General features: G+C 71.0%; 20 protein-coding genes and 1 riboswitch. Of the genes, 16 read left to right on the plus strand and 4 right to left on the minus strand.

Annotated features, from left to right (window positions below):
- Positions 1–415 precede the first annotated feature (415 nt).
- Together ACFY2B_RS22835 and ACFY2B_RS22840 are read left to right on the plus strand one after the other, a co-directional pair.
- On the plus strand, positions 416–1204 hold the full coding sequence (locus ACFY2B_RS22835; RefSeq protein WP_390764916.1) for an ABC transporter ATP-binding protein: 789 nt from the start codon (positions 416–418) through the stop codon (positions 1202–1204).
- Positions 1201–3765: an ABC transporter permease gene (locus ACFY2B_RS22840; protein ID WP_390764917.1), complete on the plus strand. Its 2565-nt coding sequence runs from the start codon at positions 1201–1203 to the stop codon at positions 3763–3765. Before ACFY2B_RS22835 ends, ACFY2B_RS22840 begins: the two co-directional genes overlap by 4 nt.
- Before the next feature lie 84 nt (positions 3766–3849).
- Here the strand turns inward: ACFY2B_RS22840 and ACFY2B_RS22845 are convergent, their stop codons facing one another.
- Both ACFY2B_RS22845 and ACFY2B_RS22850 read right to left on the minus strand, forming a co-directional pair.
- Positions 3850–4104 carry a type II toxin-antitoxin system RelE/ParE family toxin gene (locus tag ACFY2B_RS22845; RefSeq protein WP_390764918.1) on the minus strand — a complete coding sequence of 85 codons (255 nt, stop codon included), beginning with the start codon at positions 4102–4104 and terminating at the stop codon, positions 3850–3852.
- Positions 4101–4376, minus strand: a complete 276-nt coding sequence (locus ACFY2B_RS22850; RefSeq protein ID WP_376532066.1) for a type II toxin-antitoxin system Phd/YefM family antitoxin — start codon at positions 4374–4376, stop codon at positions 4101–4103. Before ACFY2B_RS22850 ends, ACFY2B_RS22845 begins: the two co-directional genes overlap by 4 nt.
- Positions 4377–4519: 143 nt before the next feature.
- Here ACFY2B_RS22850 and mfd point away from each other — a divergent pair, with 143 nt between their 5' ends.
- The 14 genes from mfd to ACFY2B_RS22920 all read left to right on the plus strand — a co-directional run bounded on the left by mfd (position 4520) and on the right by ACFY2B_RS22920 (position 23157).
- Positions 4520–8089, plus strand: a complete 3570-nt coding sequence (gene mfd / locus ACFY2B_RS22855) for a transcription-repair coupling factor (protein ID WP_390764919.1) — start codon at positions 4520–4522, stop codon at positions 8087–8089.
- A gap of 316 nt (positions 8090–8405) precedes the next feature.
- The gene (locus ACFY2B_RS22860; protein WP_390765049.1) at positions 8406–9131 is read left to right on the plus strand and encodes an HNH endonuclease family protein; all 726 of its coding nucleotides are present in this window, start codon (positions 8406–8408) and stop codon (positions 9129–9131) included.
- Positions 9132–9518: 387 nt separating this feature from the next.
- Entirely contained in the window at positions 9519–10346 is an 828-nt protein-coding gene (locus tag ACFY2B_RS22865; RefSeq protein ID WP_390764920.1) for a glycoside hydrolase domain-containing protein, read from the plus strand.
- 423 nt (positions 10347–10769) lie between these two features.
- A complete protein-coding gene (locus ACFY2B_RS22870; RefSeq protein ID WP_390764921.1) occupies positions 10770–11420 on the plus strand; it encodes a SurA N-terminal domain-containing protein in 651 nt (216 codons plus the stop codon).
- 212 nt (positions 11421–11632) lie between these two features.
- The gene (locus tag ACFY2B_RS22875) at positions 11633–12637 is read left to right on the plus strand and encodes a nucleoside triphosphate pyrophosphohydrolase (protein WP_390764922.1); all 1005 of its coding nucleotides are present in this window, start codon (positions 11633–11635) and stop codon (positions 12635–12637) included.
- A 176-nt stretch (positions 12638–12813) separates the two neighbouring features.
- Complete coding sequence (locus ACFY2B_RS22880; RefSeq protein WP_390764923.1) at positions 12814–14886, plus strand: hypothetical protein; 2073 nt, start codon at positions 12814–12816, stop codon at positions 14884–14886.
- Positions 14883–16163 (plus strand): cytochrome P450, encoded by a 1281-nt coding sequence (locus ACFY2B_RS22885; protein ID WP_390764924.1) that lies wholly within the window; start codon positions 14883–14885, stop codon positions 16161–16163. Before ACFY2B_RS22880 ends, ACFY2B_RS22885 begins: the two co-directional genes overlap by 4 nt.
- A gap of 194 nt (positions 16164–16357) precedes the next feature.
- Complete coding sequence (locus ACFY2B_RS22890) at positions 16358–17452, plus strand: transglycosylase family protein (RefSeq protein ID WP_390764925.1); 1095 nt, start codon at positions 16358–16360, stop codon at positions 17450–17452.
- Between the two features lie 182 nt (positions 17453–17634).
- Positions 17635–17802, plus strand: a riboswitch (cyclic di-AMP (ydaO/yuaA leader).
- A gap of 4 nt (positions 17803–17806) precedes the next feature.
- Positions 17807–18511 (plus strand): transglycosylase family protein, encoded by a 705-nt coding sequence (locus ACFY2B_RS22895; RefSeq protein WP_390764926.1) that lies wholly within the window; start codon positions 17807–17809, stop codon positions 18509–18511.
- Positions 18512–19073: 562 nt separating this feature from the next.
- On the plus strand, positions 19074–20360 hold the full coding sequence (gene eno, locus ACFY2B_RS22900) for a phosphopyruvate hydratase (RefSeq protein WP_376532145.1): 1287 nt from the start codon (positions 19074–19076) through the stop codon (positions 20358–20360).
- Positions 20361–20571: 211 nt separating this feature from the next.
- Positions 20572–21048: a septum formation initiator family protein gene (locus tag ACFY2B_RS22905; protein ID WP_390764927.1), complete on the plus strand. Its 477-nt coding sequence runs from the start codon at positions 20572–20574 to the stop codon at positions 21046–21048.
- A 29-nt stretch (positions 21049–21077) separates the two neighbouring features.
- On the plus strand, positions 21078–21749 hold the full coding sequence (locus tag ACFY2B_RS22910; RefSeq protein ID WP_390764928.1) for a DUF501 domain-containing protein: 672 nt from the start codon (positions 21078–21080) through the stop codon (positions 21747–21749).
- A complete protein-coding gene (locus ACFY2B_RS22915; RefSeq protein WP_390764929.1) occupies positions 21746–22702 on the plus strand; it encodes an exopolyphosphatase in 957 nt (318 codons plus the stop codon). Before ACFY2B_RS22910 ends, ACFY2B_RS22915 begins: the two co-directional genes overlap by 4 nt.
- Positions 22703–22908: 206 nt before the next feature.
- Positions 22909–23157, plus strand: coding sequence for a helix-turn-helix domain-containing protein (locus ACFY2B_RS22920; RefSeq protein ID WP_390764930.1), 249 nt, complete (start codon positions 22909–22911; stop codon positions 23155–23157).
- A 21-nt stretch (positions 23158–23178) separates the two neighbouring features.
- Here ACFY2B_RS22920 and ACFY2B_RS22925 read toward each other — a convergent pair whose 3' ends face one another.
- The gene (locus ACFY2B_RS22925) at positions 23179–23379 is read right to left on the minus strand and encodes a DUF397 domain-containing protein (RefSeq protein WP_390764931.1); all 201 of its coding nucleotides are present in this window, start codon (positions 23377–23379) and stop codon (positions 23179–23181) included.
- Positions 23380–23491: 112 nt separating this feature from the next.
- Positions 23492–23704, minus strand: a complete 213-nt coding sequence (locus ACFY2B_RS22930; RefSeq protein WP_390764932.1) for a hypothetical protein — start codon at positions 23702–23704, stop codon at positions 23492–23494.
- Positions 23705–23707 lie beyond the last annotated feature (3 nt).

The raw sequence follows: 23707 nt of genomic DNA on the forward strand, positions 1-23707 counted from the left end.
CGTTCCGGGCAGTAGGGCGTGGACGTCCTGGACGGGAGGGCGTGGACGTCCGGGTGGGCGAGCGGCTGCCGTCGCCGGCGGGGTGGAGACGGCATCGGAGGAGGGGTGGACAGGCCGCCGGAGGAGGTCCACCCGGTGGTGGACGACCCTTAGGGGGACCTCCGTACTGGGACCGGGGGAGGGTTCGTACCGGCGGAGGACGCAACGCCGTGGCCGTCGTCCTTAGTCTGGCTTTACGTCGCTGGGGGGCGACGCTCCCAACGGCGGGGGTGGGGTTTTCCCCAGGAGAAGACGGGGCCGCGCACCAGCGCGTCGCACCCCCGTCGGCCATGAGACTCATCGTCGTACTGCTGCGCGTCTTCACACGCCTACCGGCACCGGCATACCACGAGCAAACCGACATAGGAGACTTACCGTGACATCGGCTGTGACCATTCCCAGGCATGGGGGTACTGGAGAGCGTACGGCCGTTGCCGCGCGGGCGCGGCAGGTCGTCAAGGCGTACGGCTCCGGGGAGACCCGGGTCGTCGCACTCGACCACGTCGACGTGGACATCGCCCGCGGCCAGTTCACCGCGATCATGGGCCCCTCGGGGTCCGGCAAGTCCACTCTGATGCACTGCCTGGCCGGTCTCGACACGGTGACCGCCGGGCAGATCTACCTGGACGAGACCGAGATCACCGGTCTGAAGGACAAGAAGCTCACCCAACTGCGCCGGGACCGGATCGGGTTCATCTTCCAGGCGTTCAACCTGCTGCCGACGCTGAACGCGATCGAGAACATCACCCTGCCCATGGACATCGCCGGCCGGAAACCGGACAGGGCGTGGCTGGACCGGGTCGTGGAGACCGTCGGACTGGCCGGCCGGCTCAAGCACCGGCCCACCCAGCTGTCCGGCGGGCAGCAGCAGCGGGTCGCCGTGGCCCGCGCGCTGGCCGCCCGGCCCGAGATCATCTTCGGTGACGAGCCGACCGGAAACCTCGACTCCCGGGCGGGCGCCGAGGTGCTGGGCTTCCTGCGCAGGTCGGTGGACGAACTGGGCCAGACCATCGTGATGGTCACCCACGACCCGGTGGCCGCCTCCTACGCGGACCGGGCCCTCTACCTCGCCGACGGCCGCATAGTCGACGAGATGCACCAGCCCACCGCCGAACAGGTCCTGGACCGCATGAAGGACTTCGACGCCCGGGGGCGTACGTCATGACCGTCCTGAAGACCTCGCTGCGCAACTTCTTCGCGCACAAGGGACGCATGGCGCTGTCGGCGATAGCCGTGCTGCTCTCGGTCGCGTTCGTGTGCGGCACGCTGGTGTTCACCGACACCATGAACACGACGTTCGACAAGCTGTTCGCGGTGACCGCGTCCGACGTCACCGTCTCGCCCAAGGACGCCAAGACCGATCAGACCCCGCAGAACGGCGTGCCGCTGTCCCTGTCCACCGCCGCGCTGGACCGCGTCAAGTCCGTGGACGGCGTCAAGTCGGCCGAGGGCGCGGTCAGTTCGACGCAGGTGACCGTCGTCGACGGCGACAACGACAACGTGGGCGCCACCTCCGGCGCACCCACCATCGCCGGCAACTGGACCAGCAACGACCTGCGGTCCATGGAGATCACCTCCGGGCACGCCCCGCGCGGCCCGACCGAGGCGATGGTCGACGCGGACACCGCCGACAAGCACCATCTGAAGATCGGCGACGAACTGCGCACCATCGCGCAGACCGGTGACTTCACGGCCCGGATCGTCGGCATCGCCACCTTCAAGGTGACCAACCCCGGCGCCGCCGTCGTCTACTTCGACACCCCCACCGCGCAGCGCCACCTGCTCGGCGCCACCGGCCGGTACACCCAGATCAACGCCACCGCCGCGGCCGGCGTCTCCGACGCCCAGCTCAAGCGGAACGTCGTCCAGGCGCTGGCCGGGCCCTACAAGGTGCAGACGGCCAAGGAGAACGCCGACGAGAACCGCAAGAGCGTCGGCTCCTTCATGGACGTCATCAAGTACGCCATGCTCGGCTTCGCCGGGATCGCGTTCCTGGTGGGCATCTTCCTGATCATCAACACCTTCTCGATGCTGGTCGCCCAGCGGACCCGGGAGATCGGGCTGATGCGGGCCATCGGCTCCTCCCGCGGGCAGGTCAACCGGTCGGTGCTGATCGAGGCGCTGCTGCTCGGCTTCGTCGGCTCGGTCCTGGGCGTCGCCGCCGGCGTCGGCATCGCGGTCGGCCTGATGAAGCTCATGGGCGCGGCGGGCATGGACCTGTCGACCCGGGACCTGACCGTCAAGGCCACCACCCCGGTGGTGGGCCTGGTGCTCGGCGTGGTCGTCACCGTGCTGGCCGCCTACCTGCCCGCCCGCCGGGCCGGCAAGGTCTCCCCGATGGCCGCGCTGCGCGACGCCGGCACCCCGGCCGACGTCCGCTCGGGCTGGATCCGCGCACTGCTCGGCCTGGTCCTCACCGGCGCCGGCGCGGCCTCCCTGTACGCGGCGGCCAGTGCCCACAAGGCGAGCGACGGCTCGCTCGTGCTCGGCCTGGGCGTCGTGCTGACCCTGATCGGCTTCGTCGTCATCGGCCCGCTGCTGGCCGGCATCGTCGTCCGGGCGATCAGCGCGGTCCTGCTGCGGGCCTTCGGGCCGGTCGGCCGCCTGGCCGAGCGCAACGCCCTGCGCAACCCGCGGCGCACCGGAGCCACCGGCGCGGCCCTGATGATCGGCCTGGCGCTGGTCGCCTGTCTGTCGGTGGTGGGCTCCTCCATGGTCGCCTCCGCCACCAGCGAACTGGACAAGTCGGTCGGCGCGGACTTCATCATCGAGGGCAACCAGCCGATCGTCCCGCAGGCGGAGAAGGCCATCGAGCAGACCCCGGGCCTGGCCCACGTCACCCGCTACAAGATGCTGGACGCCACCCTCACCTCGGCCGACGGCAAGAAGGACACCTCGGGCATCACGGCCGCGGACCCGTCGTACGCCGACGACCTGCGGCGCCCGACCACCGAGGGCACCCTGAAGAACGCCTACGGCACCGACGCCATGTCGGTGGGCTCCGACTACGCCAAGAAGCACGGCGTGCACGTCGGCGACAGCATCACCGTCGCCTTCAAGGGCGGCCGTACGGCGAGGCTGAAGGTGGCCGCCGTCACGGACGACTCCACCGCGATCGACCAGGGCGCCCGCTACACCAGCATCGCCACCATGGAGAAGTACGTTCCCAAGAGCCAGATCCCGCCGAACGTGATCATGTTCGCGAAGGCCGACGACGGACAGGCGAAGCAGGCGTACGCGTCCCTGAAGACGGCGCTCAAGAAGTACCCGACCTACCAGGTGCGCAATCAGACCGACTACAAGCAGGAACTGAAGGACCAGATCGGCCAGCTCCTGAACATGGTCTACGGCCTGCTCGCCCTGGCGATCATCGTGGCGATCCTGGGGGTGGTGAACACCCTGGCGCTGTCGGTGGTCGAGCGGACCCGGGAGATCGGCCTGATGCGGGCCATCGGCCTCTCCCGGCGCCAGTTGCGCCGCATGATCCGGATGGAGTCCGTGGTCATCGCCCTCTTCGGCGCCCTCCTCGGCCTCGGCCTGGGCATGGGCTGGGGGGCGACCGCGCAGAAGCTGCTCGCCCTGGAGGGGCTGGGCGTCCTGGACATCCCCTGGCCGACGATCATCGGCGTCTTCGTCGGCTCGGCCTTCGTGGGCCTGTTCGCCGCGCTGGTCCCGGCGTTCCGGGCGGGCCGGATGAACGTACTGAACGCGATCGCTACCGAGTAGCGGCCCAGCGGACCACAGTCACCGCGGACGGGGGCGCGGGGGAGGGGCCGGGCCCGGTGGATCATCCACCGGGCCCGGTCTTCGTCATGCCGTTCGACGGCCGAGATGGATCACCAGGACGGTGACGGTGCTCTCGGTGATCTCGTACATGACGCGGTACTGCCCGACGCGCATCCGGCGCAGATTGCGCGAGCCGTATTCGGCGGTTTCCGATGGTCGGGGATCGGAGGCGAGACGATCGGTGGCGGCGAACACCTGGCGTAAGCCGTCGGGGTCTTCGGCCAGGTACTTGGCCGCCGTGTCGAGGGCCGGTTCGTCCCAGAGGACCGTGTAGTTCACCGGCGCTCCAGCCCGAGTCGTGCGCGCGCTTCGTCCTGCGGGATGCCGATGACCTCACCGCTGGCCTGTCGGGCTCGGTACTGGGCCAGCGCCAGTTGATCCTCCAGGTCCTCAAGTCGCGACTCCAGTTCCGCCAGCTCCTGAGGGTTTATGAACACGGTCGCGGCCTGACCGTGATCCGTGATGGTGATGCGCTCGCGTGCGGTCGCCGTCCGGCGCACGAGGGACCCGAACTGGGCGCGAGCCTCGGTGATGGGGAACGATGCACTCATGTGCAGAACTGTACAGTTCACTCTCCGTAGAGTCGATCGCTCTCCTGGGTGAACGCTTCGCGGGCGTCGTAGGCTGGACACCCCAGGCCCGCCCCGCGTGTCGGGTGATTCGCGTTGCCCATACCAGGACGGAAACCCCCTCCATGAGCCTGCACGGTCTGCTCGACGCCGTCGTCAAGGACGCCGCCCTCGCGGAAGCGATCAAGGCGGCGACCGACGGCAACCGCATGCACGTCGACCTGGTCGGTCCCCCGGCGGCCCGCCCCTTCGCGATCGCCGCGCTGGCCCGCGAGGCCGGCCGCCCCGTGCTGGCCGTGACGGCGACGGGCCGCGAGGCGGAGGACCTGGCCGCCGCACTGCGCTCGCTGCTGGAGGCGGAGCGCGTCGTCGAGTACCCCTCCTGGGAGACCCTGCCGCACGAGCGGCTCAGCCCGCGCAGCGACACCGTCGGACGCCGCCTCGCCGTACTGCGCCGCCTCGCCCACCCCAGCCCCGACGACCCCGCCACCGGCCCGGTCTCCGTCGTCGTCGCTCCCGTGCGTTCCGTGCTCCAGCCGCAGGTCAAGGGGCTCGGCGACCTCGAACCGGTGTCCCTGCGGACCGGTCAGAACGCCGATCTGAACCAGATCGTGGACGCGCTCGGCGCCGCCGCGTACGCGCGCGTGGAACTGGTCGAGAAGCGCGGCGAGTTCGCGGTGCGCGGCGGCATCCTCGACGTGTTCCCGCCGACCGAGGAACACCCCCTGCGCATCGAGTTCTGGGGCGACGACGTCGAGGAGATCCGCTACTTCAAGGTCGCCGACCAGCGCTCCCTGGAAGTCGCCGAGCACGGCCTGTGGGCACCGCCCTGCCGCGAGCTGCTGCTGACCGACGACGTACGCGCGCGTGCGCGTACCCTCGCCGAGGACCACCCCGAGCTGGGCGAACTGCTCGGGAAGATCGCCGAGGGCATCGCGGTCGAGGGCATGGAGTCCCTGGCCCCCGTGCTGGTCGACGACATGGAGCTGCTGCTCGACGTCCTGCCGCCGGGCGCCATGGCCGTCGTCTGCGACCCGGAGCGGGTCCGCACGCGCGCCGCCGACCTCGTCGCCACCTCCCAGGAGTTCCTCCAGGCGTCCTGGGCGGCCACCGCCGGCGGCGGCGACGCCCCCATCGACGTCGGCGCGGCCTCCCTGCGCTCCATCGCCGACGTCCGGGACCGGGCCCGCGCGCTGGACATGATGTGGTGGTCGGTGTCCCCGTTCGCCGCCGACGAGTCCCTGACGGCTGCCGCCGACGCGACGGGGGAGCCGGCGGGGGACGCGGACACCCTCAAGCTGCGCATGCACGCCACGGAGACCTACCGCGGCGACACCGCGAAGGCGCTCGCCGACACCAAGGGCTGGCTCGCCGACGGCTGGCGCACGGTCTTCGTCACCGAGGGCCACGGACCGGCCGCCCGCACCGTCGAGGTGCTCGGCGGCGAGGGCGTCGCCGCCCGCCTGGACATCGACCTCGGGGAGATCGCGCCGTCCGTCGTGCACGTGGCGTGCGGCTCGATCGACTACGGTTTCGTCGACCCGGACCTGCGGATCGCCGTCCTCACCGAGACCGACCTCTCGGGTCAGAAGGCGGCCGGCAAGGACGGCGCCCGGATGCCCACCCGCCGCCGCAAGACCATCGACCCGCTCACCCTGGAGCCGGGCGACTACATCGTCCACGAGCAGCACGGCGTCGGCCGCTACGTCGAGATGGTGCAGCGCACCGTGCAGGGCGCCACCCGCGAGTACCTGGTCGTCGAGTACGCCCCCGCCAAGCGCGGCCAGCCCGGCGACCGCCTCTACATCCCCACCGACCAGCTGGAGCAGATCACCAAGTACGTCGGCGGCGAGGCCCCCACCCTGCACCGGCTCGGCGGCGCGGACTGGACGAAGACCAAGGCGCGCGCGAAGAAGGCCGTCAAGGAGATCGCCGCCGACCTGATCAAGCTGTACAGCGCGCGGATGGCCGCCCCCGGACACGCCTTCGGCACGGACACCCCCTGGCAGCGCGAACTGGAGGACGCCTTCCCGTACGCCGAGACGCCCGACCAGCTGACCACGATCTCCGAGGTCAAGCAGGACATGGAGAAGTCCGTCCCGATGGACCGGCTGGTCTGCGGCGACGTCGGCTACGGCAAGACGGAGATCGCGGTGCGGGCCGCGTTCAAGGCGGTGCAGGACGGCAAGCAGGTCGCGGTGCTGGTGCCGACCACGCTGCTGGTGCAGCAGCACTTCGGGACGTTCGGCGAGCGCTACGCCCAGTTCCCGGTGAACGTGCGTGCCCTGTCCCGCTTCCAGACCGACACCGAGGCCAAGACGGTCCTGGAAGGGCTGAAGGAGGGCGCCGTCGACGTCGTCATCGGCACCCACCGCCTGTTCTCCTCGGAGACCCGGTTCAAGGATCTCGGCCTGGTCATCGTCGACGAGGAGCAGCGCTTCGGCGTCGAGCACAAGGAGCAGCTGAAGAAGCTGCGCGCCAACGTCGACGTGCTGACGATGTCCGCGACCCCGATCCCCAGGACCCTGGAGATGGCGGTCACCGGCATCCGTGAGATGTCCACGATCACCACCCCGCCGGAGGAGCGGCACCCGGTGCTGACCTTCGTCGGGCCCTACGAGGAGAAGCAGATCGGCGCCGCGATCCGCCGCGAACTGCTGCGCGAGGGCCAGGTCTTCTACATCCACAACCGGGTCGAGTCGATCGACCGGGCCGCCGCCCGGCTGCGGGAGATCGTCCCCGAGGCGCGCATCGCCACCGCGCACGGCCAGATGTCGGAGTCGGCGCTGGAACAGGTCGTCGTCGACTTCTGGGAGAAGAAGTTCGACGTACTGGTGTCGACGACGATCGTCGAGTCCGGCATCGACATCTCCAACGCCAACACGCTGATCGTGGAACGCGGCGACACCTTCGGCCTCTCCCAGCTGCACCAGTTGCGCGGCCGGGTGGGCCGCGGACGCGAACGCGGGTACGCCTACTTCCTCTACCCCCCGGAGAAGCCGCTCACGGAGACCGCGCACGAACGGCTCGCGACCATCGCCCAGCACACCGAGATGGGCGCCGGCATGTACGTCGCGATGAAGGACCTGGAGATCCGCGGCGCCGGCAACCTGCTCGGCGGCGAGCAGTCGGGACACATCGCGGGCGTCGGCTTCGACCTGTACGTCCGCATGGTGGGCGAGGCCGTCGCCGACTACCGGCGGCAGCTGGAGACCGGCGAGATCGAGGAGGAGCCGCCGCTGGAGGTCAAGATCGAGCTGCCCGTCGACGCGCACGTCCCGCACGACTACGCGCCCGGCGAGCGGCTGCGCCTCCAGGCGTACCGGGCCATCGCCTCCGCCAACTCGGAGGACGACATCAGGTCCGTGCGCGAGGAACTCACCGACCGCTACGGCAAGTTGCCCGAGCCGGTGGAGAACCTGCTGTTGGTGGCCGGCCTGCGGATGCTCGCACGCGCCTGCGGGGTCGGCGAGGTCGTCCTCCAGGGCACCACCATCCGTTTCGCGCCGGTGGAGTTGCGCGAGTCGCAGGAACTGCGGCTCAAGCGGCTCTACCCGGGCACCGTCATCAAGCCGGCCGCCCACCAGGTCCTGGTGCCCCGCCCGAAGACCGCGAAGGTGGGCGGCAAGCCCCTGGTCGGCCGCGAACTGCTGGCCTGGGTCGGCGAATTCCTGACCACGATCCTCGGCTCGTAGCGGATCGAGGCGGAGCCAGGCCCGGCGGCGGATCGATGCCGCCCCCTGGCCGGTAGGTTGTCGATCCCCCTGGCCGGCAGGGGATCGATGCCGTCCCCCGGCCGGTAGCGGATCCGCGCCGGTTCCCGGCCCGTAGCGGATCCGTGCAGCTAGGGGGCGGGGATCGGCGTATCCCGTAGCGCGACCGGAATACGCCCGGCCTGCCCCCAATGCCCCTGTGAGCCCGCTGCGCTGCCCGCCGGCCGGTCGCTACGGTGGGACAGCAACGATCTGCTCCAGGGTGGGGCGGAGCAGAGAACCAGGGGGACGCGCCGTGATGCGTCTGAGGGGCGGGGCCGTCACCGCCGCCGTCGTACTGTTCGCCGTGGCCGGCTGCACGGAAGGCCAGACAAAAGGTTCCTCCGGACCCGAAGGGACCGGCAGCGGGGGTGGGAGCGGGGGCGCGGCCCTCGCCGCGGCGAAGTCACTGACCGTCAAGGGCCGTGCGCCGAAGACCGGTTACGCCCGCGACCGGTTCGGCACCGCTTGGGCCGACACCGACTCCAACTCCTGCGATACCCGGGACGACATCCTCAAACGCGACCTGCGGGAGGTGAAGTTCACCGGCGGCGACTGCAAGGTCTCCTCCGGCGTGCTGGAACCCGACCCGTACTCCGGCAAGGACGTCACCTACCGGCGCGGCCGCAGCCAGGTGGACATCGACCACATCGTCGCCCTCTCGGACGCGTGGCAGAAGGGTGCCAAGTACTGGGACGCCAGCAAGCGCATAGCCCTCGCCAACGACCCCCTCAACCTGCTCGCCGTCGACGCGAGCACCAACCGCGGCAAGGGCGACGGCGACGCGGCGACCTGGCTGCCGCCCGACAAGTCCTACCGGTGCGCGTACGTCGCCGCCCAGGTCGCGGTGAAGAAGAAGTACGAGCTGTGGGTGACGGCCGCGGAGCAGTCCGCGATGGAGAAGGTCCTCTCCGCCTGCCCGAACGAGGAACTCCCCACCGGCGGCAACCCGACGAAGGCGCCTTCCCGCTTCCACGCGAAGTGAGCCGTGCCGGGCAAAGTTCCTTTGCCGTGCCGGGAGAGATTCTTGTCATGATCAAGAGGAACTGTTTCCCGGGCTGACGGGCGGCCTCCGATACGGTGCTGCTTCTTCGGGCACCGCCCAAGTCCCGCGCGCACGCCTGCACGCGTACATGTCCGTATCCCGCACGCGTACAGGTCCGTACGGATGCTGCCGCGCCGGATGTGTGACCCGTCAGGGGGGCACGTCCGGGGGCTCAGTATCTTTCGGTGGACGCCGCGAGCGTCCACCTGTCGTGGACATCGCGCATGCGCCGAACACCGCGCATGTCATGAAAGTCACGAACATCGTGAACGTCGCAAACATCACGAACATCACGAACATCGCGAACACTGTGAACCAGGGGTGGAGATGGCCGGTCACCGGCAGTCGAAGAGACGTAGATACATCACGTGGGGCGTGGCGGGGGCCGCCGTCCTCGCGGGCGCCGGGATCACGGCGCAGACCTCGATGGCGGCCACGGCCTGGCCCGCGCAGAAGACGTACACGGGCCGCGCCTTCGACGCCTGCACCGCGCCGTCGCTCGCCGCGATGAAGGCGTGGAAGGGCGGCCTCTACGGCGCAGCGGCCGTCTACGTCGGCGGCAAGAACCGAGGCTGCGCGCAGCCCAACCTGACCGCCTCCTGGGTCAAGTCCGTCAGTTCGGTCGGCTGGAAGCTCATCCCGATCTACGTCGGTGCCCAGCCGCCCTGCCAGACCGGCACCAAGTCGGAGAAGCTCACCGCCGCCAACGCGACCTCCCTCGGCGCGACCGACGGCAAGGACGCCGTGGCCAAGGCAGCCGCGCTCGGGATGAAGGCGGGCAGCCCGATCTACCTCGACATGGAGTCGTACGACATCACGAACAAGTCGTGCAACGACGCCGTACTGGCGTACGTGCGCTCCTTCACCAAGACCCTGCGGGACAAGACCTACCGCGGCGGCTACTACGGCTTCGCCTCCTCCAGCGCCAAGGCGATCGCCACGGCGACGAACAAGACCGACCTGCCGGGCAACCTCTGGTACGCGCTGTACGACCAGAAGAACACCACGACCACGGACTGGCCGTGGGGCGCGACCCAGTTCACCAACCACAGCCGCGGGCACCAGTACATGGTCAACAGCAAGGAGACGCGGGGCGGTTACACCATCACCGTCGACCGCAACGCCTGGGACGCGCCCGTCGCCATCACCGGCTGAGCGGGCTCCCGACACCGGCGCGGCCTCAGGAGCCGACAACACCGGAGGCCGAACGACGGACCTGATCGACGGACCTGGACGCGGACCTGATCGACGGGCCTGGACGCGGACCTGATCGACGGGCCTGGACGCGGACCTGATCGACGGACCTGGACGCGGACCTGATCGACGGGCCGATCGACAGACCTCGACGACGGACCTCGACGACGGACCTCTGGCCTGAACGAAGGACCGCTACGGCGGCCGGAACAGCAGGCCGGAGGGGCGGCGGTGCGGGGCGGTCCAGAACGGCGGCGCCGACCAGCGGTACCCGAAGACTGGGCGAATCGTTGGTCCAATGGGTTGGCCAGAGCCTGCCCACTGCCTACCATCGATCACCGCAAGACTTTGTGCACCGTCGCACAATCTCCTCGGGAGGCTCCCTTGCACCGCCGCCGTCGCACCGCGCTCGTCCTGTCCGCCGCGATCGCCGCCGCGGCACCCCTGCTCACCGCCTGTGGAAGCGACGCGCATCCGGGCGCGGCGGCCGTCGTCGGCGGTGAGCGGATCACGGTCGCCCAGTTGGAGGGCCGGGTGAACGAGGTGCGCCGGGCCCAGCAGGCCGCGGTGCCCGACGAGACCCAGTACCAGCAGGTCCTCGCCTCCACCAGCGCCCTCACCCGGGACACGCTGCACAACATGGTCCTGGACCGGGTGCTGCACCGCGCCGCACAGGACCAGCACGTCACCGTGGACCGCAAGGAGGTCCAGCAGATGCGCACCAGCCTGGAGCAGCAGGCGGGCGGCGCGACGGCGCTGGAGACGACGTGGCTCCAGCGGTACGGCGTAGCCCCCCGGCGGCTCGACGGCAACCTCCGGCTCCAGCTGGAGGCCCAGAAGCTCGCGCAGAAGCTCGGTACCGACACCACGACGCCCGCCTTCTGGAAGGCCCTGTCCTCCGCTTCCGCGGAACTCCACGTCGACCTCAATCCGCGCTACGGCGCCTGGGACGTCGAGAAGAGCAGCCGCGTCGACGTGAAGACGCCGTGGCTGCGGGAGATCGCGGAGAACGGGCCCCAGCAGCAGACGGCGTAGCCGGCTGCGGCGGGCCGGCCGCGGGTGAGGATGCGGAGCGGGTGACGATGCGGAGCCGGTGAGGACGCGGAGCCCCTGACGGTGCGGAGCCGGTCGCCGGGGCGTCCGCAGCGGAGGGTCTGCGCCAGTGACGCAGTCATACGATCGCACCGACCGCCCCGGCCTGTGGACAACTCGCGGGGCGGTCGGCGGGTGTGCGTTACGTTCGATGCGTGAACACCACCAGCCTCGACGCCGCCGCTCAGCAGCCGGGCCCGGACGCCCTGCCGGGCCGCGTCATCCTGCTCACCACCAGCCACCGCGTCGCGCCCGGCCTGCTCTCCTGGCCCGCCTGGCAGGCGCTGCGCGCCGCCGACCGGGTGCTGTGCGCGGACGGCGCCCACCCGCAGCTGCCCTATCTGCGCGAGGCCGGCATAACCGTGGACGAGGCATCCCCCACCGCCGGGGAACTGGTCGACGCCTGCGCCGGCGGGCACACGGTGGCGGTCGTGGCGACCGGTGAGGGCGAACCGGCCCTCACCGACGGACTGGCCCGGCTCGCCGGCTCCGGCCGTGTCCGGATGCCCGAGCTGGAACTGCTCCCCGCCTCGTACGACCTGCCGGGTGCCCGGCTGCTCGACCTGGTCCAGGTCATGGACCGCATCCGCGCCGAGTGCCCCTGGTCGTCCCGGCAGACCCACGAGGGCCTGGCGAAGTACAGCATCGAGGAGGCGTACGAACTCGTCGAGGCGATCGAGGCCGGCGACCGCGCCGAACTGCGGGAGGAACTGGGCGACGTCCTGCTCCAGGTCGTCTTCCACTCCCGCATAGCCGAGGAGGACACCGACGCGCCCTTCTCCGTCGACGACGTGGCCGGCGGCATCGTCGCCAAGCTGATCCACCGGCACCCGCACGTCTTCGGCGACGAGACGGCCGAGACCCCGGAGGACGTGAAGGAACACTGGCTGCGCACGAAGGCGGAGGAGAAGCGGCGCGCCTCGGTGACCGACGGTGTTCCGCTCGGCCAGCCCGGGCTCGCCCTGGCCGCCAAGCTCGCCTCCCGCGTGCGCACGGCCGGTCTTGAGGTGCCGCTGCCCAGCGGCGAGGGCATCGGTTACGAACTGCTGGCGCTGGCGGCGGGGGCCGAGGCGGCGGGCGTGGACCCCGAGGCGGCGCTGCGGGCGGCGGCCCGGGCCTACCGGGACGCGGTGCGGGCCGCGGAGGGGGTGGACGCCTGAGAGCCACGACGGCGCCGCAGACGCACGACGGCACCCCGCGGTGGCGTCGCGCCCACTTCCGGCGGAGCGCTCGGCCATCGACCGGGGCCCGCTCAGGAAGCGCTCGGAGGCCGCCGGGCGGATCAACCGCGAGTACCGTTGACCACACGGGTGGCGGCTACGCGTGGGGGCGTTGCATGGAGCGGGAGTTGGACTGGCTCGTGGGCAAGCTCCTGGAGATGCCGGACGCGCAAAGGGAGTTACAGTTCCCCGGCTATGCGAGCCGTGAGTCGTTGCGCAGCTACCTGCTCGCGCTGCGGGAGCAGAGCCCGGACGCCTACCGTCGGCTGGTCGACCGGATGCGGACCACCGGCCGCCCCGCGCCCGAACGGTGGTTCCCGCCCCGCCCCGACTCCGTCAACGCACTCTCCGAGGCAGCGCTCACCGACAGCACACCCATCCCCGACGGCACGCAATCCGACCTCGCCCACCCCGACCCCACCCACTCCGACGAGGCCCGTCCCGAGACCGCCTACTCCGAGACCGCCCACTCCGACACGGCCAACGGCTCAGCCACCCCCCGCGACAACGCCGACGCCCTCGCCCCGGTCCCACTCGTGGACATCCGTGCCGCGGCCCCACAAGCGGACGCCCCCACACCACCGCCACTCGTGGACTCCCCCGTACCGGCCCCACTCACAGGCACCCCCGCACCGGCTTCGCCCGGCCACGCCCCCGAAGCGGCCTCGCCCGTCCGCGCCTCTGCACCGGCTTCGCCCGTCCGCGCCTCCGCACCGGCACCGTCCGTCCACGACCCCGCGCCGGAGGCGCTCGCCCAGGACCACGGGTCGGCGCGGCCCGCCGACCACGTCGACTTCCGCGACGCCACCTTCCACGGCCAGGTGGTCGGCGTGCAGTACCTCAGCTACCCGGCCGTGCCGGGGCCCGCGACCGGGCAGTGGGGTCCCGTGGACGAGGCCGACCCGGTGTGGTTCGGGGTGCGGCCGACCCGGCTCGTCCCCGGACTGGCGGAGGTGCCGCCGTACGTCCCCCGGGACTGCGACGCGGAACTGCGGGACCTGCTGGGGCGGGGCGGGCTGGTGGTGGTCCTCGGCGAGCCGTGCGCCGGCAAGTCGTACACCGCGTGGCACGCCGTACGGTCGCTGGCGGCGGAGGGCTACCTGCTGCACGCCGCCGATCCGCACGACGACCTGCGCAGGCTGCCCGGCGAGCTGAAGGACGATCCGGGCAAGCGGGTCCTCTGGCTCGACGAGCTGAGTGACCACCTCGGTCCGGGCGGACTGGACCGGCGGCTCTTGCAGCGCTTCACCGGCCGCGGTGTGGTGGTGCTCGGCACGATGTCCGCGGGGGAGTACTACCGGCGGCGTTCCGGGACCGGCCCGGGGGAGAGCGTGCTGGCGCTGGCCCGCACGGTCGAGCTGGCCCGGGAGTGGAGCGAGGCGGAGCTGGAGCGGCTGGCCGGGCACACCGATGACCCGCGCGCGTACCCGGCCTACCTGTGGAGCGGGCGGGAGGGCGCCGCCTCCTACTTCGCGATCGGGCACCTGCTGTACGACGAGTGGCAGCGCCTCGGCACGCAGGCCGAGCATCCGCGCGGGCGGCTGCTGGTGCGGGCGGCCGTCGACCTGGTGCGGTGCGGTGTCACGGAGGCCGTGCCGGTGGAGCTGCTGCTGCGGGCGGCGGCCTGCTATCCGGCCCACGGCGCGGAGCGGGAGCCCTTCGAGGCCGCGCTGGCCTGGGCCACGGCGCCGATGTTCGGGATATCGGGGCTGCTCGTGGCGGGGGAGAAGACCGGCACGTGGCGGGCGTACGGGGCGCTCGTCGCGGAGGCGCTGCGGTCGGGCGGCCTGTCGCCCGTTCCGGACGACGTGTGGTGGACGCTGCTCGGGGACCGGGCGGTCGACCGCCCGGCCGTCCTGGACGCGGCACGGGCCGCGCTGCGTGCGCGGTTGGACGGGGGCGACATCCCGGTCATCATGCGGTTCGCGTCGCTGACCGAGGGGGCGGAGCGGGAGGACTGGTACCGCAGGGCCGCGGACCTCGGGCATCAGCCCGCGGCCCTCCAGCTGGCGACGCTGCTGCTGCGCCGCGGCGACGACGGGCAGGCGATCCCGTACCTGGAGGTGGCGGCGCGGCGCGGCGTGGCGGAGGCGGCCCGGCAGCTCGCCGTGATCTACGAGGTCCGCGCCCGGTACTGGTGGGACCGGAGCCGTTCCCACCTGCCCGCGCCCGATACCGTCGAGGAGTGACCGACCAGCCCCTCCCCCCGGCCTCCGCCCCCGCCGCGCCCTCCCTCTTCACCTGGGAGTTCGCCGCGGACCCCTACCCGGCGTACGCCTGGCTGCGTGAGCACGCCCCCGTGCACCGGACGGAGCTGCCCAGCGGGGTCGAGGCATGGCTGGTCACCCGTTACGCGGACGCGAAGCAGGCGCTGGCCGATCCACGGCTGTCGAAGAACCCGGCGCATCACGACGAGCCCGCGCACGCCAGGGGCAAGACCGGGATCCCGGGGGAGCGCAAGGCCGAGCTGATGACACATCTGCTCAATATCGATCCGCCAGACCACACCCGGCTGCGGCGGCTGGTCAGCAAGGCGTTCACGCCGCGGCGGGTCGCCGAGTTCGCCCCGCGCGTGCAGCAGCTCAGCGATCAGCTCATCGACCGGTTCGCGGACCGCGGCTCGGCCGACCTCATCCATGAGTTCGCCTTCCCGCTGCCCATCTACGCCATCTGCGACCTGCTCGGCGTCCCCCGTGAGGACCAGGACGACTTCCGGGACTGGGCGGGGATGATGATCCGGCACGGGGGAGGGCCCCGGGGCGGGGTGGCCCGGTCGGTGAAGAAGATGCGCGGTTACCTGGCCGAGCTGATCCACCGCAAGCGCGCCGCGCTGCCCGCCGAGCCCGCGCCCGGCGAGGACCTCATCTCCGGCCTCATCCGCGCCTCGGACCAGGGCGAGCACCTCAGCGAGAACGAGGCGGCGGCGATGGCCTTCATCCTGCTGTTCGCCGGGTTCGAGACGACCGTCAACCTCATCGGCAACGGCACCTACGCCCTGCTCACCCACGCCGGGCAGCGCGACCGGCTGCAACGGTCCCTCGCGGCCGGGGAGCGGGCGCTGCTGGCGAGCGGGGTGGAGGAACTTCTGCGGTACGACGGCCCGGTGGAGCTGGCCACCTGGCGGTTCGCCACCGAGCCGGTCGACATCGGCGGGCAGCGGATCGCGGCCGGTGACCCCGTCCTGGTCGTCCTGGCCGCCGCGGACCGGGACCCGGAGCGGTTCGCCGATCCGGACGTGCTCGATCTCGGCCGGCGTGACAACCAACACCTCGGCTACGGGCACGGAATCCACTACTGCCTCGGCGCCCCGCTTGCCCGGCTGGAGGGCCAGTCCGCGCTCGCCACCCTCCTCACCCGCCTCCCCGACCTGCGACTTGCGGTGGATCCGACCGATCTGCGGTGGCGCGGCGGGCTCATCATGCGTGGATTGCGCACTTTGCCGGTGGAGTTCACTCCTGTCCGGTGATCGACCGGAGTGTGAAATGCCGTAGACCCTTGCCGGAAAGGGAAAATGACAGCCTTTCACGGCTGTGATCTTCACGTGATCTGTGCGGCATTAACTTGTGACTAGGGATCGTATGCCTATACGTTCACCCCTCGGTGCGGTAGTCCGGCACGATCGGCCGCACCGGTCAGTGCCGTCGCGCGAAAGGCTTCCGCATGCTCACCGGGAACGGTCGTCACCGTCGCCCCCGCCAGGCTCCGGCCCTCGTCGTCGCGGCCGGAGTGACCGGCTCCGCGATTGCCATCCCGCTCCTCGCCGCCACCGCCGCGAGTGCCGCCGACGGCACCACCTGGGACCGGGTGGCCGAGTGCGAGAGCGGCGGCGCATGGAGCGCCAGCACGGGCACCTCGTACTACGGCGGATTGCAGATCTCGCAGCAGGACTGGGACAAGTACGGCGGCGACAAGTACGCGGTCACCCCGGACCAGGCCAGCCGCCAGCAGCAGATCGCGGTCGCCGAGAAGATCCTCGCCGACCAGGGGACGACCCCCTGGGCCACCTGCGCCCTGCTCTCCGGGCTCACCGCCAAGTCCGGCCACATCGGGGTGGACACCGGTGTCACGGACGGCTCCTCGTCCGGCAAGAAGGATTCCGCGGAGGATTCGGACGGGTCGGGTTCGAAGGGCTCGGCGTCCGGGTCTGGTTCATCTGATTCATCCGGATTGCCTGGCTCGCAGGGCTTGTCCGACTCGCCCCCGTCGTCCGGCACTTCCTCGGATCCGTCCTCGGATTCCACTTCTGACTCCCTCCCGAGCGGTTCGCCGTCCGGCTCTCCGTCGTCGAGCGCGAGTCCGGGCACGGGCACGGGTGCGGGCCACGGCGCGACGGACGGGTCTGCGAAGTCCGGCAAGCCCGACAAGTCGGCATCACCTGACTCCAGTGCTTCGCCGGGAATCGGTGATTCGTCCACGGAGTCCCCCGACCCCGCCGGTGCGGACAACTCCTGGCGGACCGGCGGCTCCTGGAGCCTGGTCGACACCGGCTCCCTGGGTGGCGGCGGCCGTCATCGGGGCGGCAGTGCGGATGAAAGCGGGACAACCGGGGCGGGTGGCCGAGGGGCTGCCCCGTCCGGCAAGCACGTCTACACCGTCCGTGCCGGCGACAGCCTCGGCTCCATCGCCGACTCGCTTGGCGTGGACGGCGGATGGCATGCGCTCTACGCCGCCAACAAGAAGGTCGTCGGCTCCGACCCGGACCACATCACCCCCGGTCAGACCCTGAAGGCCGGGACCGAAGGGCGCGTCGGATAGCGGGAGTTGGCGCCCTGCTTCGGGCTTAATGTCCGGTTTGGCGAAAGTGTGGGATGAGTCTCAGAAGCCTTGATCGTCTTTGAAATTCCCCGAAGCGCGTGTCTACGGTCATGACCGCTCGCCACCGCGGGCCCCGGCTGCCGCAACGCCTAATCCTGCCAGCGGCCGTACGGGAACAGTCGTCGCGTCGAGCGCCGTAGGCAGGAGCGGGGGACCCAAGGTAGGTGCCGCTGCGGTCGGTTGACCGAAGCGGCTAGGGGTGAAGCCGCGCCTCCACACGGAGGTGCGGCCGGGCAACTCAACCGGCCCGAACCCGACAGCTCACCTCGCAGGCGTCGGTGAGGGGATCGATCCATGCTGTTCTCCAGCAAGGGCAAGCACCGTCGCCCGTCCAAGGCCACCCGCGTCGTCGCGCTCGCCGGTGTCACCGGTGCCGCCGTCGCCGCCCCGCTGATGGCCGTCGGCGACGCCTCCGCCGCCACCGCCTCCCAGTGGGACGCCGTCGCCCAGTGCGAGTCCGGCGGCAACTGGTCCATCAACACCGGCAACAACTACTACGGCGGCCTCCAGTTCTCCGCGTCCACCTGGGCCGCCTACGGCGGCACGCAGTACGCGGCCACCGCCGACAAGGCCACCAAGTCGCAGCAGATCGAGATCGCCGAGAAGGTCCTCGCGAGCCAGGGCAAGGGCGCCTGGCCGGTCTGCGGCACGGGGCTGTCCAGCACCCCCTACTCCGGCGGCGACTCCAGCGGTTCGGGTTCCGGTTCCGGTTCCAGCGGTTCCGGTTCGACCGGCTCCACCACCGGCCGTGCCACCGAGCAGCAGGCCGCCTCGCGCACCGCCGACCGCCCGGCCGCGAGCAGGACCGTCACCACCCCGACCGGCAAGAAGGTCAAGAAGGGCGACGGCGAGTACAAGGTCGTCAAGGGCGACACCCTCAGCTCGATCGCCGAGAAGCACCACGTCGCGGGCGGCTGGCAGAAGCTGTTCGAGCTGAACAAGGACATCGTCGAGAACGCCGACCTCATCTACCCGGGCCAGCAGCTGCACCTGAAGTGACCCCGGTGGTCCGCTCCTGAAGGGCCCCCGCCGGACCGCTCCTGGTTCGACCCCGGCGGGCGCTCCCGAGGCGACAGCCGATCGGCAGCCCGGTCACAGCCCCCGCACAGCGGCGGCCTCCATCGTGGAGGACGCCCGGGGGCAGCCCCCGTCCCCACGGGCTCCCCGCCCCGGCGCGCTTTCCCCCGTGCGCGCCGGGGCGGGTTCTTTCTGTCTGTTCCTTTCTGTTGCGTTCCTTTCCGTGCCGCTCGTCCTTTCCGCGCCGCTCGCCCTTCCAGCGCTGCTCGCCCTTCCTGCCGCTCGCCCTTTGGCCCGCGTCCGCCCGCTTTCTGTGTTTCCCGGGCATTCCCGCACGTCCGCGCCGCCCTTTACCTCGCGCACCCCGAGCCGGCGCCGGCAGTTTCCGTTCCCCCCTTTGTTCCGTTCAGAAACAATGTGTACCGTCAACTGTCGTCACCCTGTCCACGGGGCGGTCGGCTACCGGCCGAGGCCCCCGGGCCGGTTAGGCTCTAGTCGCAAGGCGCACAGCCCCGCACTTCCAGCGTCACATTCCATGAAGGAGATGCTCGTGCCGTCCATCGACGTCGTCGTAGCCCGGGAAATCCTGGACTCCCGAGGCAATCCCACGGTCGAGGTCGAGGTCGGCCTCGACGACGGCAGCACGGGTCGTGCCGCCGTCCCGTCCGGCGCCTCCACCGGCGCCTTCGAGGCCATCGAGCTGCGCGACGGTGACCCCAACCGCTACCTGGGCAAGGGCGTCGAGAAGGCCGTCCTCGCCGTCATCGAGCAGATCGGCCCGGAGCTGGTCGGCTACGACGCCACCGAGCAGCGCCTGATCGACCAGGCCATGTTCGACCTGGACGCCACCGACAACAAGGGCTCGCTCGGCGCCAACGCCATCCTCGGCGTCTCCCTCGCCGTCGCCCACGCGGCCTCCGAGGCCAGCGACCTCCCCCTCTTCCGCTACCTGGGCGGCCCGAACGCGCACCTGCTGCCGGTGCCGATGATGAACATCCTGAACGGCGGCTCGCACGCCGACTCCAACGTGGACATCCAGGAGTTCATGATCGCCCCGATCGGCGCGGAGTCCTTCTCCGAGGCCCTGCGCTGGGGCGCCGAGGTCTACCACACCCTGAAGTCCGTCCTGAAGACCAAGGGCCTGTCCACCGGCCTCGGCGACGAGGGCGGCTTCGCCCCGAACCTGGGCTCCAACCGCGACGCCCTCGACCTGATCCTCGAAGCGATCAAGCAGGCCGGGTACGTCCCCGGGGAGCAGATCGCCCTCGCCCTCGACGTCGCCGCCTCCGAGTTCTACAAGGAGGGCAAGTACGTCTTCGAGGGCAAGGAGCGCTCCGCCGCCGAGATGACGGAGTACTACGAGGAACTGGTCGCCGCCTACCCGCTCGTCTCGATCGAGGACCCGCTGTTCGAGGACGACTGGGCGGGCTGGAAGGTCATCACGGACAAGCTCGGCGACAAGGTGCAGCTGGTCGGCGACGACCTGTTCGTCACCAACCCGGAGCGGCTGGCCCGCGGCATCGAGGAGGGCACCGCCAACGCCCTGCTGGTCAAGGTCAACCAGATCGGCTCGCTGACCGAGACCCTGGACGCCGTCGAGCTGGCCCAGCGCAACGGCTTCAAGTGCATGATGTCGCACCGCTCGGGTGAGACCGAGGACGTCACCATCGCCGACCTGGCCGTCGCCACCAACTGCGGCCAGATCAAGACCGGCGCCCCGGCCCGCTCCGAGCGCGTCGCCAAGTACAACCAGCTGCTGCGCATCGAGGAGATCCTCGACGACGCCGCGGTCTACGCCGGCCGCAGCGCCTTCCCGCGCTTCAAGGGCTGATCCGCCGAAGGCCGAGGCTCAGCCAGTCGTACGTACGTCCCCGTACCCGGTCCCGTACCGTGTCCGGGGACGTACGCGCGTATGACGCGCACGGAGCACGCACGCGGAAGCACAGCGGAAGCGATCCGGCAGCATGCCGGCGGCACGCCGGAAGCGTGTGCAAGGCATGCGCGAAGCGTGCGGGGAAGCAGGCAGGGAAGGGGAGGCGGAGATGGCCGCGAAGGACCGGGACCGGTTCTCCACCACGACCCGGCTGCGGCTGCTCGGGGAGCAGACGGCGGCCCGGGTGTACCGTTCCCAGTCCCGGCGGCAGGACCGCCGCTCCCGGCTCACCGGACGGGCCGCGCTGCTCGCCCTGGTCCTGTGCACGATGGTGGTGGCACTCGCCTACCCGATACGGCAGTACGTCTCCCAGCGGGGCCAGATCGCCGACCTGGAACGGCAGCGCCAGCAGGCCCAGGAACGGGTCGAGCGGCTGCGCGACCTCAAGGCACGCTGGCAGGACGACGCGTACGCGGAGCAGCAGATCCGGGAGCGGCTGCACTACGTGCTGCCCGGCGAGACCGGCTACATCATGATCGACCCGAACGCGGCCAAGCAGGCCCGCGCCGACCTCGGCGCGGCCCACCGCCCGTGGTACGCGAACGTCTGGGACGGCGTCGACAAGTCCGACGCCTCCGACCAGTGAACCGACAGAGAGACACCCCGAACACAGTCATGGACACGCCTCCGCCGCCCACTCCGCGCACCGAACCGACCGCCGCGGACGTCGAGGCATTCAAGCAGCAGCTCGGGCGACCGCCGCGCGGGCTGCGCGCGATCGCCCACCGCTGCCCGTGCGGACAGCCGGACGTCGTGGAGACGGCCCCGCGACTGCCGGACGGCACCCCCTTCCCGACGCTGTACTACCTGACGTGCCCGCGCGCCTCCTCGGCGATCGGCACACTGGAGGCGAACGGCGTCATGAAGGAGATGACGGACCGCCTGGCCGCCGACCCCGACCTGGCCGCCGCCTACCGTGCCGCGCACGAGGACTACCTCCGGCGCCGGGACGAGATCGAGGAGCTGACCGGTTTCCCGAGCGCGGGCGGCATGCCGGACCGGGTGAAGTGCCTGCACGTCCTGGTCGCCCACGCACTGGCCGCCGGGCCCGGGGTGAACCCGCTGGGCGACGAGGCGATCGCGCTGCTGCCTGAGTGGTGGCGCAAGGGACCGTGCGTCACGGCCCCCTCCACCGACACCGAAGACACCGCCGGCACCACAGACACCACAGGCACCTTCAGCACCACAGGAGCCACGCTCACCACCGGCACTATGGACACCGAAGACACCGCCCACACCGGAGACACCGATGGTGTGAAGCACACCCCGGAGGGGGACGACCAGTGACCCGTGTGGCCGCCGTGGACTGCGGTACGAACTCGATCCGGCTGCTCGTCGCCGACGCCGACCCAGCGACGGGCGAACTCGTCGACCTGGACCGGCGGATGACCATCGTGCGGCTCGGCCAGGGCGTCGACCGCACCGGCCGGCTCGCCCCCGAGGCCCTGGAGCGGACCTTCGCCGCCTGCCGGGAGTACGCCGCGGTCATCAAGGAGCACGGCGCCGAGCGGCTGCGGTTCGTGGCCACCTCCGCCTCCCGGGACGCGGAGAACCGGGACGAGTTCGTACGGGGCGTGCTGGACATCCTCGGCGTGGAGCCCGAGGTGATCTCCGGGGACCGGGAGGCCGCGCTCTCCTTCACCGGGGCCACCGCGGAACTCCGGGGCCGCGACGACCTCGCCCGGCCCTACCTGGTCGTGGACATCGGCGGCGGCTCGACCGAGTTCGTGGTCGGCGACGATCGGGTACGCGCGGCGCGCTCCGTCGACGTGGGCTGTGTCCGGATGACCGAGCGCCACCTGGTCCACAAGGGCGCGGTGAGCGACCCGCCGACCGAGCGGCAGATCGCCGCCATGCGGGCCGACATCGAGGCCGCGCTGGACCTCGCCGAGAAGACGGTTCCGCTGCGCGAGGCGCGCACGCTGGTGGGTCTCGCGGGGTCCGTGACCACCGTGTCGGCGATCGCCCAGGAGCTGCCCGCCTACGACTCCGCCCGCATCCACCATTCCCGTGTCTCCCGGGACCGGGTCCGCGAGATCACCGAGTGGCTGCTGCGCTCCACGCACGCTGAGCGGGCCGCGATCCCCTCCATGCACCCCGGGCGCGTCGATGTCATCGGCGCGGGGTCGCTCGTACTGCTGGCGATCATGGAACGCACCGGCGCCCACGAGGTCGTCGTGAGCGAGCACGACATCCTCGACGGCATAGCCTACAAATTGGCAGAGCGCTTGACCTGCTAAAACATGCTCTGAAGCAGGAGCGGGCCCCAGACGGCATGCCGTCTGGGGCCCTTTCATCTCCGCACCGGGATGTCTACGCACCGCTGGGCGGCCCCGATGCGGAGCGTGAGCTACCGTATCCGGTCCGCATGGACCATTTCAATGGCAAACCAAATTCGGCAACATTCTGCCGTGACGAGGTGATCATCGGCCGTGAGCGTAGACGCGTGCTTGATCCCCCGCCCGGCCTCACCGCGTTCCGGCGCCTCCTCGCCGACCACGTCCGTGAGGCCCGCACCCGGCGGAGCCTCTCCCAAGAGCAGCTCGCCCACGCAGCCGGACTCGCTCCCCGCACTATCGGCGCCATCGAGGCCGGCCGCACCGGCACCAGCACAGACAGCTTGTATGCCATCGCCTGCGCCCTCCAGGTGCCTGTTGCCCAACTGGTCCAGGGAAAGATCGAGCCCCGACCGTGATCGTGGCCGGGGCTCGACTGATCAAGCGCCGAGTGTGCCTGACGTCACAGCGCCGAGGAACGCCCCCCACGCCGCAGGAGAGACGGCCGCCGCACCGCGCGGGCGGTCCTTGGTGTCCCGGAAGTGCGCGCCGGCCTCGGTCTTGGCGACCTCGATGCAGGCCCCGTTGCCTCCGGAGTAGGAGGACGTGGACCAGGTCAGCCCGTCGTTGCTGTTGTGCATCTTGCTGTGCCTTTCGTTTTCCTTGATCAACCGGAGCGGGTAGCGCCGGAAGTCTCGCTGTGGCCGGTACGCATGGTGGCCGGTGGTTCGGGTTCCAGGTTCGACACGGCGGTCATTCGCACCAGCTGATGCCCTGGGTGTCCGCGGCCGATTCCCGGCCGCGGTAGTAGTCGATGTGCAGCGAGTCGGTGTGCGGGCGCCGGGTGCAGAACCGGTTGCCGAGGGGGTGCTCCAGGTAGCAGTAGCCAGCCGCGCGCCCGGCGGACTGCGCTGCCCGGGTCATCCGCTCGGCCGTGCTGTTCTCCGCGGGCTCCTCGTCTTCCATGTC

The sequence above is a fragment of the Streptomyces sp. NPDC001270 genome (assembly GCF_042896695.1).
Classification (GTDB): Bacteria; Actinomycetota; Actinomycetes; order Streptomycetales; family Streptomycetaceae; genus Streptomyces.